The organism is Streptomyces sp. NPDC041200 (assembly GCF_055591805.1).
Map to the genome: position 1 here is coordinate 195099 of NZ_JBVIZF010000006.1, position 14761 is coordinate 209859.

Sequence of the window (14761 nt, forward strand, 5' to 3'; positions counted from 1 at the left end):
GCCTCCGCATCGAACGCCGTTGAGGAAACCCCATGGGGGTAGCCCCTGTCAATGGGTGCCGATGAGCGCGGCGGCTCGGCAGAACTCGCTGTGGAGAAATCGTGCACGAACAGGCGACCGCCCCCGCCCGGATGGATTCCCGCACCGGCGGAGCACACCGCAGCCCTGGCGCGCATTGACCTTGTCGACGCCTGAGCTGGCATATCGCGATAAGAGGAGTCGGACGCTCCGCATGTGGAATCCGCCCAGGCCGCGCCGCTTGAAGGTGAACGGCGGGAAGTGTGATCGAACGAATGATCGGCCATGCGCACCTCAGCGTCACATACGGGACACCTACAGCGCTTGCTTCCGGTAGGGGGTAGGGGTATACCTTGCCTGCATCTACGGGGGAGCTTGGGTTTCTCCGGCTGCTGTCACGTGGCCGGCCTGTCGTCGGAGCGGGTGGACGCGGTCGGCGTCGAGCCCGTGTTCCTGTCCACCTCAGACAGAGCGCGAGCAAGGCGCCGACGACAACACACCCCGCTCTCGGAACAAGCGTCGATCGGGCTGCTCGGCAACGCGACACGAATCAACCACTACCCAGGCAGAGAAGGGTCCAGGCGATGATCGTCAAGGTCAGAGGCGTTCTGCTCCGATTCACCAACTATGAGAACGACATCGAGGTCGGCGGCTCCACGGTCCTCGATGGACTGACAGCTCTCACCGAGCGCTATCCCAACCTCGCCGAGGTGCTCCTGGACCGCGAGGGAAGCATCCGCTCGACGCACCTCATCGCTCTCAACGGCGAACAGCTCTCCCGAGGCGAGCTGGACCGGAAGGCCACCGAGGACGACCGGGTGGACATCGTCACCGCGGTGTCCGGCGGGTAGGCCCCGATGCCGCGCACTTCCACCTACGAAGTCGTACTCGACGCGGGCATGTTCGCTCCCACCCAGCTCCAGGTCACCACCGTCGGCCGGCTCGGATTCCAGGCAGGCACCCATTGGGTGCGCGATCACGTGTGCAGTCACCGCAGGCTTGTGTCGGAGCACCGGGTCGGACTCGTTCTGTGGGCATGGCAACTGGAGTACGAGAGGCCGCTGCGGTTCCACGACGCCGACACGATCACCATCGACGTCGCTGCCCGGGTTCGCGGACCGCACGCCTCCCAGCTGGAGTTCGAGACGACGCTCTCCGGCCCCGCGGGAGTGGCGGCGCGCACGCGCGCCGCGTCGGTCCCCCTGCGTCTCAGCGGCGACTCGGCGCTCTCCGGCACACCGGCCCCGCTCCCCCGCTCACTCGTCACCGCGTTCCACGACGACGAAGTCGAGCGCACCCCGTACCGGTCCCCTGTGCGCGCCCTGAGGGCAGAGTTCGAACGGGCCGGTGAACTCCTGGCGTCGAGCACCGGAGATCTGCCGACCTTCCGCATCCACCGCCACCACTGCGAGGTGGCCGATCAGTGGTACTGGGCCGAGTCCCTCGGCTTCGCCGGCGGAGCACGGGAAGAGTTCGTCCGGCGGCACGGCACGAACATCCCGGAACTGCGCGACGCCTTGTCCGACGGTATCCGCCAGATCGACGCGACGTGGCTGCGGACCGGCCAGCTGTGGGATCTGCTCCAGGTCCGCACCACCGTCTACCGCCACGGCGAGGGCATCGCATTCGTCCATGCACTGGAGTCCGTCGACGAGGACGACAGGCCATACGCGATCATCGTGGAGCGCACATGACCAACGGGGAAGACCCGTCGCCGTCCCACCTGTCCACGTTCGACGTGGCGGCAGAGTTCGAGCAAGCACTGGGCTGCCCGTTCGACCCCGGCACCGGCATGTCGCTGGCCGGTGGAGTGCGCGCGGACGAGCTCGAAGCAGAGCCCACCGCGGCCTATGAGGCGGCCTGGGCAGCGGGCCTGCACCAACACATCGTGCCCGGTTCCGAAGGTGGCCGGCTCACCTCGTTCGAGTCCATGCTGGGGGTGGTGCGGGCGGCGTCACGCCGGGACTTGGCCGTCACGATCGGATTCGGATCGACCCTGCTCGCCGCGATGCCGATATGGCTGTGGGGCGGCAAGGAACAGCGGAGCAGGGCCGCCGAGCTCATACTGCAAGGCGCCTGGGGCACGGCCGCCATCAGCGAGAAGGCAGCCGGCAGTGATCTGCTGGCCACCGGCACCCGGGCCACCGCGATCACCGACGGGTACGTGCTGGACGGGGAGAAGTGGCTGGTCGGCAACGGTCGGCGGTCCTCATTCGCCACCGTGCTCGCGGCGTCCGAGCCGTCCTTCGGATTGTTCCTGGTCGACTTTGCCGCAGTCAGTGACGACGCGGTGAAGCGGCTGCCGAAGGTACCCACCCATGGGCTGCGCGGGCATGACCTGAGCGGATTCATCCTCGATGACTGCCGGGTCGGCGCCGACGCCGTCCTCGGCAGACAGGGGCGCGGCGTCGAAATGGTCACCGGAATGCTCCAGTTCACCCGGACGATGGTCGGTGGGACCAGCCTGGGCGCCGCTGACACCGCGCTGCGGATCGCGCTGCGCCACGCACGGTCGCGCGTGCTGTACGGAAGTCCGGCGCTTGAGATCGCGCCGGTCCGCTCACTGCTGGCGCGTGCCTTCGCCGACGTACTGGTCGCGGAGTGCACCGAGTTGGCCGCTGCCCGCGCGCTCGACGTGGCACGGCAGCGGATGCCGCTGTGGTCCGCGGTGGCCAAGTACGTGGTTCCGGCCTTCTGCGTGGATGCTGTGAACGACTGCGGTGAGGTCCTGAGCGCACGCGCCTATCTGCGCGAGGGCATCGCGCACGGCGCCTTCCAGAAGCTGGCGCGCGACATCGCGATCACCCCGGTGTTCGAGGGCACGCAGCTGGTCCAGCTGGACACGATTCGTGCCCAACTGGCCAACGGGGTCCGACGACTCGGGAGCCGCGGGGCAGGTCCCGAGCTGTCTCCGGCGCTGCTGTTCGGCTTCGGCGAGCAGCCCATGTCACCGCCCTCGCCACGCGACCATCGCCCGTCGATCACCTACGGCGGCGTCGATGAGGTGACCGACCTTCTTGACGACGCGGCCGGGGCGCTGGACAACGACCCGGAACTCGCCTCGCTCGCCCGCCTCCTGCACACCGCCCGCGACCAGACGCGAGAGACGTTCCGCGGGATCGGCACGCGACGCACCGCCGAGGCGTATGACGCGGCCCGCCGTCACAGCCTGGTACACGCGGGTGCCTGCTGTCTGCACACCTGGATCCAACGCCGGCACGCCCTCGGTGGCCTGGCCACCGACCGAGCCTGGCTCTCGGTGGCGCTGCGCCGTGTCCTCGCGCGGCTCGGCTCGCCCGTCGAGCCCGACTGGGAAGCGGAAGAGCAACTGGTGCGACGACTCGCAGATCTCGACGACGACGACCAGGCGTTCTCTCTCGTCCCGCTGCGCCTCGCGGCGCAGCACCGAGAGTCGACGCCGGCCTGAACCCAGGAGGACGCCATCACCACCGCAAACGCCGTCACCGAGCCCGTCGGCAGCTGGCTTTCCTCGCTGATCGCGGAACTGCTCGGCACGCATCAGCAGGAGATCCCCTTCGACCGGCCGCTCGGCGAACTCGGTATGGACTCGCTGACCGCGGCCCAGCTCTCCGCGGACCTCGAGGAGCGCTTCGGCGCCCTCATCTCACTCGAGCGTTTCCTCGGCGAGGAAACACTCGGGGAATTGGTCCACCAGCTGGAAAGCGACGCCGCCGCGACCAGTGGCGTACAGGAGGCCGGAGCGTGACGTCACAAACACGGCAGACTGACCTGACGCACGCCTTCGACCAGGGCCACCGCACGCTGGAGGCGGAGGTCGAGCAGATCCGGAGTGAGACCCGGCGCCGCTTCGGAGGCTTCGTACTGGAGACGGTCAACCCGGGCGCGTACTTCCGCGAACGTGACTGGCGTCTGGTCGACAAGCGCCTCCTCGCGCGGGCAGCCGAGATCGGGCTGCTCCAGTTCTCGCTGCCCGCCCACGTCGGTGGCGCGGGGCGGGACAAGTTCGAGTGGGGCGTCGTGGTCGAGGAACTCGCCCGGCTCTCACTCGACCCCGGCTTCTCCGTGCTCGTCGACACCACCGTCGAGATCGCCGAGGTGCTCCTGTCCAGCGACGGACAGGAGCTCATCGAGCGCTACGTCCCGGACCTCGTCGCAGGCCGGCGCTTCGTCGCACTGGGCGCCTACGAGAGCAAAGACCCCTACGACTACGAGTCCACCGCACGGCTCGAGGGCGAGGAGTGGGTGCTGAACGGCACCAAGCACTTCGTCACCGGCGGTCTGCTGGCCGACCTGTTCGTCATGTTCGTTCGCGAGGAGGCCTCCAACGACATACTCGCGTTCGTGGTCGAGAAGGACGACCCGGGCGTCGCGGTCATGCCCCTGGAAACCATGGGGCTGCGCACCATGGGCTTGGCCCAGGTGGTTCTGCACGACGTACGCGTGCCAGGGTGGCGGCAGGTGTGGCATGCCGACGCGCTGAGCAGGTTCAACACGTATGCGCGCGGCCGTCGGATCATGACCGCGTGTGGCATCACCGGCGCACTGCAAGGCGTGGTCGAAAACTGCATCGAGGCGCTGTCCTCGCGCAGGCGCAGCGGGCGCCGCGTACTCGACTACCCGAACGTCGAACGCTCCATCGGCGAGATGCGCATGTTGCTCGAGGCATCCCGCGCAACTGTCCACCGTGCGCTGGACGGCACCCGCTCACCGGAACGGGACGCGTTCTTCGACGAGTTCGCCACCGTCGCCAAGCACCACGCTGCCGAGAACGCGGTGCGCATCGGCCAGCTGGTGATGAACCTCCAGGGCGGTGAAGGTTACATCAGCACGTTCCCGTGGGAGCGCTTCATGCGCAACGTGCTGGGGATGATCGGCGGTCAGGGCTCCCAGGAACTGCTGCTCATGCAGTTGGGGCAGCGCACCATCGTCGGCCTGGAGGGCAAGCGCGTACGCGAGGATGCCGCCGAGCTCTCCGTCGCCAAGCTGGCGGACTCCTGGTGGGCCCTGCACGCGGCCGAAGCCGCCGCCCAGGATCCCGCCGGAGAGTTCGCCGAAGCCGCGCGGCCGGTGGTGTCGGCAGCCGGGCTCGAGTCGACCGACATGGATCCGGACCGGCACAGCGAGCTGGTCGCGTTTCTCGACCGCGCTCACGCCCTGGCGGAAGCCGTCCGGTCCGGACAGGCACCCGACGCCATGCCGCGGGGGCCGGAGGGACTGTTCCACGGACGTCTCGAGGGCGTGGCCTGGGTCGCGTGGAGCTGGCTCGCGTGCGCCATTGCTCAGGAAACAGGTCTGCTCGCCCGTCTGCTGCGACCGTGCACGGTGAATGAAGCGGCCGCGGACCTGCCCGAGGACTTCACGCGCGACCTCCTCACCCTCTTGGCCGGTTCCTCACTCGTTCATACAGACGCCCATGGCCGCTACACCATCGACCAGCGCCTGGAACAGACACTCATCGGCGGCCCCCGCACCTCGGCGTTCACCACTCGGCTGCGTCGCGTGCTGGCCCACACCGCGCAACTGCGCACGGGGAAGCGGGCCGCAGGGCGGGAGCTGGCGGCCGGATGCGGTGACGACTCCCCGGCACTCGGCGATGTCCTGGTCAATTCCTTGCTCGGAAGGCTGGAAGGACTGCCGGAACTGCTCGTCACTCCGGGCGCACGGGTGGGATGCGCCGCCGGTGACGGCGGCAGGTCAGCGGTCGCACTGGCGCGGAACATGCCCTTCGCATCGATACTCGCGTTGGAGCCGCGGCAGATGGCCCCGAACGCGACCGGTGACGTCCTGGTGGAGACCCGGGCCTGCGACCTCGACGGTTTCGAGGAAGACGACAGGCTCGCCCTCGCGTGGCTGCCAACCGCCGGGCTGCCGACTGCCGATCTGCGGCGGGCCATCACCGCGTGTGCGGCGGCATTGGTACCCGGCGGCTGGATCGTCCTGCCGAGCCCACTTCCACCGAAACGCCCGACCGGTGCGGCGGCAGCACGCCTCGAGCTCGAACTCGCCGGTTGGACAGAGCCGGCACCCGGGGGCGTCGAGGCCTTGCTGAAGGAGGCGGGGCTGGGGCTCGGCAGAACGGTCTGGGAGGACGCCGTACTCGGTGTCCGCCTCACCGCGGCGCGGCGCCCGTAGCCATGTCGGCCCTGGTCGGTGCTTTGAACGTGTGCGCGCGGCGGCCCGGATCCCCGCATCCCGGGCCGCCCCTCGCAGGAGCACTCACCGAACCGAGCAGGGCCTCCCATTCCGGTCACCCTTTCCGCATGACCAATGAACCCAGCAACGGAGGGGCCTCGCATGTCCGCAGAACGAGCGCCATCGCCCACGAGGTGGTGGACACTCGGGATCGTCGCGCTCGGCACATTCATGCTGATGCTCGACCTCAGCGTGGTGGCTGTCGCGCTTCCTGACATCCACGAGTCACTGCGCAGCAGCTTCGCCGACCTGCAATGGGTCTTCGACGCGTACGCCCTCACGCTGGCGATCTTCCTGGTGGCCGCGGGCTCACTCGCCGATCGCCACGGTCGGAAGAAAGTCTTCCAAGTGGGCTTCGCGGTCTTCACCATCGCCTCATTGGCCTGCGGCCTCGCCGGCGACGCCACCGCCCTGAGCGCGTTCCGAGCCATCCAAGGCGTCGGCGCTGCCATCATGTTCGCCGTAGGCCCGGCCATGCTGAGCCACGAGTTCCACGGTAAGGAACGCGCCACAGCCTTCACCGTCTTCGGCGCCGCCGTCGGCCTCGCCGTCGCCACCGGGCCCCTCATCGGCGGCCCTCTGACCAGCTCCCTGTCCTGGCGCTGGATCTTCTACTTCAACGTCCCCATCGGGGTCATCGCCCTCCTCATCGGCATGTTCCGCGTCCGTGAGTCGATGAACCGCCGCGCTCACCCCACCGACTGGCCGGGCCTGGTCACCTTCAGCTTTGCCCTCGGCGCCCTGGTCTTCGCCACCATCCGCGCCCCCGAAGAAGGCTGGACCAGCGCCTTCACCCTCACTCTCTACGCCGCGAGCGTCGGTTTCCTCGCGCTGTTCCTGGCCATCGAACGCCGTATGGGCGAACGCGCCATGTTCGATCTCGCGTTCTTCCGCAATCCCACGTTCGTCGGCATCTCCCTCGTTGCCATGATCGGTAACGCCGGAGCGTTGCCCTCGATCTTCTTCGAAACCAGTTACCTGCAGAACATGCTCGGTATGGACGCCTGGGAAGCCGGCCTGCGCTTCCTGCCCCTGACCATCGCCATGTTCGTCACCGGCGCCATCAGCGGCAGCCTCATCGGAAAGGTGCCCTTCCGTATCCTCCTCGGCACCGCCCCTGCCGTCATGGCCACAGGCCTGCTCTTCCTCAACATGACCGAAGCCGACTCCGCCTGGACGGTCCTCATCCCCGCGTTCGTCATCGCCGGATTCGGCATGGGCATCTTCAATCCCGCCCGCGCCGCCGTCGCCGTCGAGGTCGCCGAACCCGCCAAGTCCGGCGTCGCCTCAGGCATCAACGAAACCTTCCAGCAAGTCGGCATCGCCGTCGGCATCGCAGGCGTCGGCGCCTTCTTCCAAAACCGCGTCGCCGACAGCTTCACCGCCTCCGAAGTCGGCCAACAACTCGGCCCCGACAAAGCCGACGAGGCCGCCCAAGCCATCAGCTCCGGCTCTCTCGAAGCGGTGGCCCAACAAGGGGGCGGCGCCATGCGCGACCGGATACTGAGCGCCGGAGGGGACGCCTACATGGCCGCCTTCCACAGCGCCATGAACGTCTGCGCCGTCCTCGGCTTCACCGCTGCTCTCATCGGCTTCCTCGTGATCCGCACCAAGGATCTCCACCACAGCGCGAAGCCCGACGTTCGCTCCACCGCCGACCGCGTGACCGCGATGTAGGTCAGGCGGAACGTCGCGGGGGGGCTGAGGTCTCGCATCGTGCCGGCTCAGACTCTCCATCTCTGATCGGCCGGGGCACGGCGACCGAGGCCAGCAGCTCAGAATCCGACGTCGGCCGGTCGGTAGGCCGGCGGACGTCGGACGCGGTCGGCCTGCTCGTAGGCGTAGGCGAGGCGGAGCAGGTTCGGCTCGCTCCACGCCGTACCCATGAACGTCAGGCCGACCGGCAGGCCGAACGCGAAACCGGCCGGGACGCTGATCGCGGGGTATCCGGCGAGTGCGGCAGGCGTCGACGCGCCGCCGCCGTAGCTGTCCCCGCGAATCAGGTCGATTTTGGCCGGCGGCCCCGCGGTCGGCATCACGAGTGCGTCCAGGCGGAATCGGCGCAGCACCGCGTCGATGCCTTCGGCGCGCGAGAGCCGGTGGTTGGTGGCCAGCGCCTGACGGTACTCGCGTTCGGTGAAGTCCATTCGGTGCACCGCCTCCAGCCCGTCCTGCCGCACATAGCGGAGCTCGCGGTCGGCGTGCGCACGGTTGAACGCGATCAGCTCCGCCAGGTTGCGCGGGTGGTCGCCGGGGGCGCCGGCCAGGTAGGCGTTCAGCGCACGCTTGACCTCGTATACCTGGACGACCATCGAGCTGGGCAGGTCTTCAAGCTGCTCGGCGGTCGGGATGTCGGCCGGGTCGACCACTGTCGCCCCCGCCGCGCGCAACGTGGCGATCGCCCGCTCCGCGATCTCGTCGGCGTGGTGGCTGTAGCCGAAGTACACCGCTCGCGGTACGCCGATGCGCGCCCCGCGCAGCCCGTCGGCATCCAGGAAACGGGTGTAGTCGCGGTAGAAGCGGCCGCGGCTCGCCCCGGTCGCCGGATCGCGGTCGTCGAGCCCGACCAGGGTGCCGAGCAGGATCGCGGCGTCGCGGACCGTGCGCGCGATCGGGCCGACGCTGTCCTGGCTCGGCACACCGGGAATCACGCCGGCGCGCCCGACCAGTCCGACGGTCGGTTTCACCCCGACGGCACAGTTCGCCGAGGCCGGGTCGATGATCGAACCGTTGGTCTCAGTTCCGATTCCGGCCACGCACAGGTTTGCCGCGGTGGCGACCGCGGTACCGGAACTGGACTCGCTCGGTGACCGGTCCAGCTTGTACGGGTTCCGGGTCTGCCCACCGCGGGCGCTCCAGCCGGCGTGGTGGGTGAGCGACATCCCGCCGGCCCACTCGCTCAGGTTGGTCTTCCCGAGGATGACGGCACCGGCAGCGCGCAGCCTGGCGGCGACCGTGGCGTCCCTTTCCGGCCGCAGGCCCCGAAGGGCGAGTGATCCGGCCGTCGTGTGCATCCGGTCCGCGGTCTCGACCACGTCCTTGAGCAGGATGGGCATGCCGTGCAACGGCCTGCGGGGATCGCCCTCCGCGTCCAGGCGCCGGGCCTCGCGCAGCGCTTCGGGATTGACCTCGATCACCGCGTGCAGGAGGGGGTCGATGCGTTCGATGCGGTCCAGGTAGTAGCGGGTGAGCCGTTCGGCGTCGAGCTGTCCGTCGTTCATCCGCCGGCGAAGCTCGGTGATGCCCAGCTCTTCCAGCCCTGTGGTCGCGGCGTCCCCCATCAGTGTGGCGCCTGGGGTGGCGGCGCGGGCGGGGGCGGGGGCTCCGCCACGCCATGGTGTGGCTGCCGCGGCGGTACCGAGTGCGAGCACTGTGCGGCGTGGCGTGTTGATCCGGTCCATGCGGTGCGGCTCCTGCGGCGAGGCGATCGATTCAGGTGCTTGCCCGCGGGGACGTGCCTGAGGTGTCGGGTGCCCAGGCGCTGGAGCATGGGCGTGGCCGCGCCCGCGGACGCAGCCGCGGCGCCGCGTGAGTGGTGCGGCATGGGTAACGCGGGACTCGTCATGTACCGGCACGCTAGAGGCGCAGCCGAATTTTCTCCCTCCGGCTGTCCCCCCCCCGCTCCGCGGTGGAAGCCGCCCCCCGCAGCACCGGGGGTCAGCCGTAAGGGCACTGCCCGCGCTGGAGAGCAGGGCTGAGGCTTGTCAGGGAACCGCACCAGGACCTTGAGGTCGCACCCTGCCCGTCGCCATTCAGGTGAAGTGGCAGGCCGACCGCGTGAGGCGGCAGGCCGACCGCGTGCGATCTTGGGCGGCGCGGTACGTAAATCGGCATGGCCACTCCCCCCGACCCCCCACCGAACGCCGAGGCAGTCAGCCGCGAATCCCTGGCGAACCGCAAGGGCTACAACGACCGTTTCCTGGGGCCGGCTGTACCGCTGCCCGTGCCTGCCGATTCGAGCATCGAAACGGTGATCCTTCCGTACACCAACTTCAGCGTCGTCTTCCGCCCGGACCGGCGGCTGGCCGCGGCGACAGCCGTCACGATCGACGGCTCCAACCTCCTCGATGTGCCACGCAGCGACGACTGGCGCTTCGACCCCCGCCTTCCCGAAGCCCAGCAGGCCGGCCACCTCATCTACAAGGACAATCCCCTGGACAAGGGCCACCTGGTCCGCCGGCTTGACCCGGTATGGGGCGCGGAAGCCCCCACGGCGAACAGCGACACGTTCCACTACACGAACGCCGCTCCGCAGATGGACGTCTTCAACCAGGGCAAGAAACTCTGGCAGGGGCTGGAGAACTTCCTGCTCGACCATGCCGAAGACTTCGACCGCAAGCTGACGGTCTTCACCGGGCCGGTGCTCGAGGACTCCGACCCGCCCTACCGGGGCATCCAGGTACCGCTCCGGTTCTGGAAAGTAGCCGCGTTCACGCAGGACGGGGAACTGGCGTCCACCGCCTACGTGCTGGACCAGAGCCCCGACCTCACCAAAGCCGCCGCTGCCCAAGCCATGGCCCAAGCCGCGCAGGCGGGAGACCCTCCCCCGCTCGGCGCCTTCCGCACCTTCCAGGTCCCTGTCCTGGACATCGCCGACCTCACCGGCCTGGACCTGGGCCCACTGCCGGCCGCCGACCGGCTCCCCATCGGAGTGCGTACAGAACGGCGCTGGACCCTCCTGGAGTCCTACGACGACATCACCACACAAGCCTCGTAAGTGCATCGGTGATGGTGTGGGCGCTGACGTCGTCGGGGTGGCGCGGCCGCGCGCCGCTCAGCCCGTTTGCGCCCACCGCCCCGTCGCCAGGTCCAGCGCGTCGTCCGGGAGCGGGAGTTCGGGGTGGGCGGTCAGCCGCACCCACTCCAGCAGCCCGCTTGGTCCGCTGCGCGGCGGTGAGTTTCGACCCCTGGATGCCGGTGTACGCCTGGACCGCGTTGTCCGCTCGGCGGAGGCGATCACGACCGCCTTCTGCTCGCTGGTCAGGGAGTTGATGAAGTCGAGACCGGCCTTGATCTCTTCCTGGCAGACGCTGACCGTCGTTCCGTCGATCATCATCGTGGTGGGCTCGGATCCCCAGAAGCACGGGCTCATGACGACCTGGTCGCCCAGCACGAAGTAGTTGATCACCAGATGGTGGCCGTCGATCTGCCAGCCCCAGGGCGCGGTGGCGGACGGCTCGCCCATGATGGTGAAGTAGAACGCCTCGTCGTTGAAGGACTTGGTGTTCCCGATGGCCTCACCTGCCGCCTGGTTGAGCTTGCGGATCTTCTCGGTCGTCTCCAGGCCATCCGCGCTGAGCGAAGCTCTCAACAGGCCGGTGGCCAGGGCCTTCTGGCCGCCGGAGAGATCGGCGAGGCTGACGCCGTTGCGCTCGTACGAGTCGATGTTGCACCACTGGCGCCACTCCAGAGAATGGATGGTGAACTGTGTCTCCTTCTTCTGCGCGTCGCTCAGCCCGGCCAGGAACGCCCTCGCGGCGGCGGCCACGGGGGCGGTGTCGACGCCTTCGGAGTGGATCGTGAAGAGGCCGTCGATCTTCGTGCCGTCGGTGGTCAGCCCGAAGAAGTCGTCGGTGACGGCCAGGTTCCCCGGGCCGCCGCCGGGCCCGCCCGGACCGCCGGTGGGAGCCGCAGTCGGCTCGGCGCTCGGCGTGGCGCCCGTCCCCGTACCGTCGTCGGCCACCGCCTGAACCGCGGCCACCCCTCCCGAGGAGCTGGCCGTCACCGACCTCGCCGCCGCGCGGGTTCTGGGTCGACATGCTCGGCTTCCACGTCCGGTGCAAGGACCCCGGCACCCTCTGCCTGCTCGACGGCACCCCCAACCCGTCACCGGCGCCTTGCAGGTCACCGCCCCGGCGGCTCATGACGCGCCACCGCGCCGCTCAGTCGTCATCGGGATAATCGCCCGAGAACGCGGCGGCCATACGCAGCCACGGCTCCGCCTCGTCCTGGCGACCCTGACGTTGCAGGGTGCGGCCCAGCATCAGGTGGGCGTAGTGCTCCACCGGATCACGCTCGACCACCTTGCGCAACTGCTCTTCGGCGCGCCGCAGTTGTGCGGAGTGGTAGTAGGCGCGGGCCAGCAACAGCCTCGGGCCGGTCTGTTCCGGGGCCTCCTCGACGACGTCGGCGAGCAGCCGTGCCGCGCCGATGTAGTGCCTGGTCTCGAACAGCAACCGGGCTCGCTCCCAGCGCTCCGTGGTGCTCTCCTCGCGCGGTGCGCCGACGCCGTTGTCGAACAGGTGCAGAGCGCTTGCCCACCGGTCCGGCGCCACTCCGTCACCGGACCGGTATCCGTTGAAGTCGTGGGTCATTACGTCCTCCGTTTCCGAGCACCGTGCACGGTGGCGGTCTCAGACCGCCGGTGCGGCGGTCGGCGTGCCGCCCGCATCGCGCGCGGCGAGCAGCGAGGCATGGGTGGGGGCGTCAGGGACGCCAGCGGGCCGGTTCTCGGCGAACTCCTTCCGCAGCACCGGTACGACCTCCTCTCCGAGCAGGTCGATCTGCTCCAGGGCGGTCTTCAGCGGGATGCCGCCGCCGTCCACCACGAACAGCTGACGCTGGTAGTCCCCGGCGTACTCGCGGAAGGTGAGCGTCTTCTCGACGACCTGCTCGGGGGTGCCGACGGTCAGCGGGGTCTGCTCCATGTACTCCTCCATGGAGAGCCCGCCGCCCATCACCGGTGAACGGTCGAAGACCGGGCGGAACTCACGGACGGCGTCCTGCGAGTCGCGGCGCATGAAGACCTGGCCACCCAGGCCGACGATCGCCTGCTCGGGGCTGCCGTGGCCGTAGTGCGCGTAGCGCTGCCGGTACAGGTCGACCAGCTTCTGGGTGTGCTCCTTGGGCCAGAAGATGTGGTTGTGGAAGAAGCCGTCGCCGTAGTAGGCCGCCTGCTCGGCTATCTCGGGCGAGCGGATCGACCCGTGCCAGACGAACGGCGGGACACCGTCCAGCGGGCGCGGAGTGGAGGTGAAGCCCTGTAGCGGTGTACGGAACCTGCCCTCCCAGTCGACGACGTCCTCCCGCCACAGCCGGCGCAGCAGGGCGTAGTTCTCCACGGCGAGGTTGATGCCGTCGCGGATGTCCTTGCCGAACCAGGGATAGACCGGGCCGGTGTTGCCCCGGCCCATCATCAGGTCGACGCGGCCGTCGGCCAGGTGCTGGAGCATCGCGTAGTCCTCGGCGATCTTCACCGGGTCATTGGTGGTGATGAGCGTGGTCGACGTGGACAGGATGATCCGCTCGGTACGCGCGGCGATCCAGCCCAGCATCGTGGTCGGCGACGACGGCACGAACGGCCTGTTGTGGTGCTCGCCGGTGGCGAAGACGTCCAGCCCCACCTCTTCGGCCTTCTGCGCGATGGCGACCATCGCCTTGATCCGCTCGTGCTCGGTGGGCGTACGGCCCGTGTTCGGGTCGGTGGCCACGTCACCGACGGTGAAGATGCCGAACTGCATCGTCCTCAGCCTTTCCATGATGTTGATACATCAACTATGTCCGTGCAACACAGCCCCGCCCACACCTATTCCGCCGCCGCGGGGCGCAGGACTACTCGGACCTGATCCAGGAGGTCAGCGGGTCGGCGGGTTCCGGCGCGGCGTGATGACGGCGTTCGGCAGGGCCGGTGCGGGAAGGCGCGCGCCGGGAAAGTCCTCGATGACGCCGAAGCGGTCGGAGGACGCCTCCCAGTCCTCACGGGCTTTCACGATGTCCTCGTGGCTACGCCCGATGAAGTTCCACCACATGACGATCTCCTCCCCGAAGGGAGGTCCCCCTAGGAGGATCGTCCGCGCCGGGCCGTCCGACTCGTTCACCAGCGTCAGGGCGCCCGAGCCACGGGGAACGAAGCCGAGTTCGGCGGGCCGCAACACGGTGTCGATCAGGCGGACGTCCCCGCTGTCCACGAGGAGGCCATGCTCGAAGGCGGCGTCCACGGCGAGGGTGACCGTCGCACGCGGTTCGATGACGATCTCGGCGCCGAGCAGCGGCGTGAAGGTACGGACCGGGGAAGTCCTGTCGGCGAGAGAGCCCAGGAAGACCCTGATCTCGGCCCCGTCGACCCGCGCGGGTTCGGGCACGTGGTGCTGGAAGTCCCGAGCGGCGTCGCGGTGCGCCTCGGGCAGCGCCACCCACAGCTGGACGCCGTGGATGACGGTGGCGTTGGGGGTGGAGACCTCCGAGTGGGCGATGCCGTAACCGCCGGTCATGAGGTTCAGCTCGCCGGGCCGGACCAGGGCGCGGGTGCCGAGGGTGTCGCGGTGCTCGACCTCGCCGCTGAACAGCCAGGTCACCGTCTGCAGGCCGGTGTGCGGATGCGGGGGCAGGTCCATGCCACCCGACGCGGCGACCTGATGCGGGCCGTAGTGATCGACGAAGCACCAGGCGCCGATCAGTGTGCGCTCCCGCTGGGGCAGGGTCCGCCGCACGCGCATCGCCCGCGGACCGCCCAGGGGCACCTCGCGCGCCGACAGGACGGCGACCCGGGGCGCTCCGGCCGGGCTGTCGCCACCGACGAGCACACCGCAGCGCAGCGCCGCGGCATCGGTTTCCACGTTGCTCACCGAGA

At 69.2% G+C, this 14761-nt stretch carries 12 protein-coding genes; 7 read left to right on the forward strand and 5 right to left on the reverse strand.

Annotated features, from left to right (window positions below; translation table 11 throughout):
- The first annotated feature begins 602 nt into the window (after window positions 1-602).
- From ACZ6CL_RS17785 to ACZ6CL_RS17810, 6 genes are all read left to right on the forward strand, one after another.
- Entirely contained in the window at window positions 603-869 is a 267-nt protein-coding gene (locus tag ACZ6CL_RS17785) for a MoaD/ThiS family protein (RefSeq protein WP_468937033.1), read from the forward strand.
- 6 nt (window positions 870-875) lie between these two features.
- Window positions 876-1712: an acyl-CoA thioesterase gene (locus ACZ6CL_RS17790; RefSeq protein WP_468937034.1), complete on the forward strand. Its 837-nt coding sequence runs from the start codon at window positions 876-878 to the stop codon at window positions 1710-1712.
- Window positions 1709-3445, forward strand: a complete 1737-nt coding sequence (locus ACZ6CL_RS17795) for an acyl-CoA dehydrogenase (protein WP_468937035.1) — start codon at window positions 1709-1711, stop codon at window positions 3443-3445. Before ACZ6CL_RS17790 ends, ACZ6CL_RS17795 begins: the two co-directional genes overlap by 4 nt.
- Window positions 3446-3511: 66 nt before the next feature.
- Window positions 3512-3745 (forward strand): acyl carrier protein, encoded by a 234-nt coding sequence (locus ACZ6CL_RS17800; protein ID WP_468937133.1) that lies wholly within the window; start codon window positions 3512-3514, stop codon window positions 3743-3745.
- On the forward strand, window positions 3742-6132 hold the full coding sequence (locus ACZ6CL_RS17805; protein ID WP_468937036.1) for an acyl-CoA dehydrogenase family protein: 2391 nt from the start codon (window positions 3742-3744) through the stop codon (window positions 6130-6132). Before ACZ6CL_RS17800 ends, ACZ6CL_RS17805 begins: the two co-directional genes overlap by 4 nt.
- 162 nt (window positions 6133-6294) lie before the next feature.
- The gene (locus ACZ6CL_RS17810; protein ID WP_468937037.1) at window positions 6295-7869 is read left to right on the forward strand and encodes an MFS transporter; all 1575 of its coding nucleotides are present in this window, start codon (window positions 6295-6297) and stop codon (window positions 7867-7869) included.
- Between the two features lie 98 nt (window positions 7870-7967).
- Here ACZ6CL_RS17810 and ACZ6CL_RS17815 read toward each other — a convergent pair whose 3' ends face one another.
- A complete protein-coding gene (locus ACZ6CL_RS17815) occupies window positions 7968-9593 on the reverse strand; it encodes an amidase (protein WP_468937038.1) in 1626 nt (541 codons plus the stop codon).
- A 431-nt stretch (window positions 9594-10024) separates the two neighbouring features.
- Between ACZ6CL_RS17815 and ACZ6CL_RS17820 the strand changes: the two genes are divergently transcribed.
- On the forward strand, window positions 10025-10909 hold the full coding sequence (locus ACZ6CL_RS17820) for a DNA/RNA non-specific endonuclease (RefSeq protein WP_468937039.1): 885 nt from the start codon (window positions 10025-10027) through the stop codon (window positions 10907-10909).
- A 57-nt stretch (window positions 10910-10966) separates the two neighbouring features.
- Here the strand turns inward: ACZ6CL_RS17820 and ACZ6CL_RS17825 are convergent, their stop codons facing one another.
- The 4 genes from ACZ6CL_RS17825 to ACZ6CL_RS17840 all read right to left on the reverse strand — a co-directional run bounded on the left by ACZ6CL_RS17825 (window position 10967) and on the right by ACZ6CL_RS17840 (window position 14756).
- Entirely contained in the window at window positions 10967-11893 is a 927-nt protein-coding gene (locus tag ACZ6CL_RS17825) for a DUF3500 domain-containing protein (protein ID WP_468937040.1), read from the reverse strand.
- A 181-nt stretch (window positions 11894-12074) separates the two neighbouring features.
- Window positions 12075-12506 carry a tetratricopeptide repeat protein gene (locus ACZ6CL_RS17830; protein ID WP_468937041.1) on the reverse strand — a complete coding sequence of 144 codons (432 nt, stop codon included), beginning with the start codon at window positions 12504-12506 and terminating at the stop codon, window positions 12075-12077.
- A gap of 39 nt (window positions 12507-12545) precedes the next feature.
- Window positions 12546-13652: an LLM class flavin-dependent oxidoreductase gene (locus ACZ6CL_RS17835; protein WP_468937042.1), complete on the reverse strand. Its 1107-nt coding sequence runs from the start codon at window positions 13650-13652 to the stop codon at window positions 12546-12548.
- A gap of 114 nt (window positions 13653-13766) precedes the next feature.
- The gene (locus tag ACZ6CL_RS17840) at window positions 13767-14756 is read right to left on the reverse strand and encodes a pirin family protein (protein WP_468937043.1); all 990 of its coding nucleotides are present in this window, start codon (window positions 14754-14756) and stop codon (window positions 13767-13769) included.
- Between the last annotated feature and the right edge of the window lie 5 nt (window positions 14757-14761).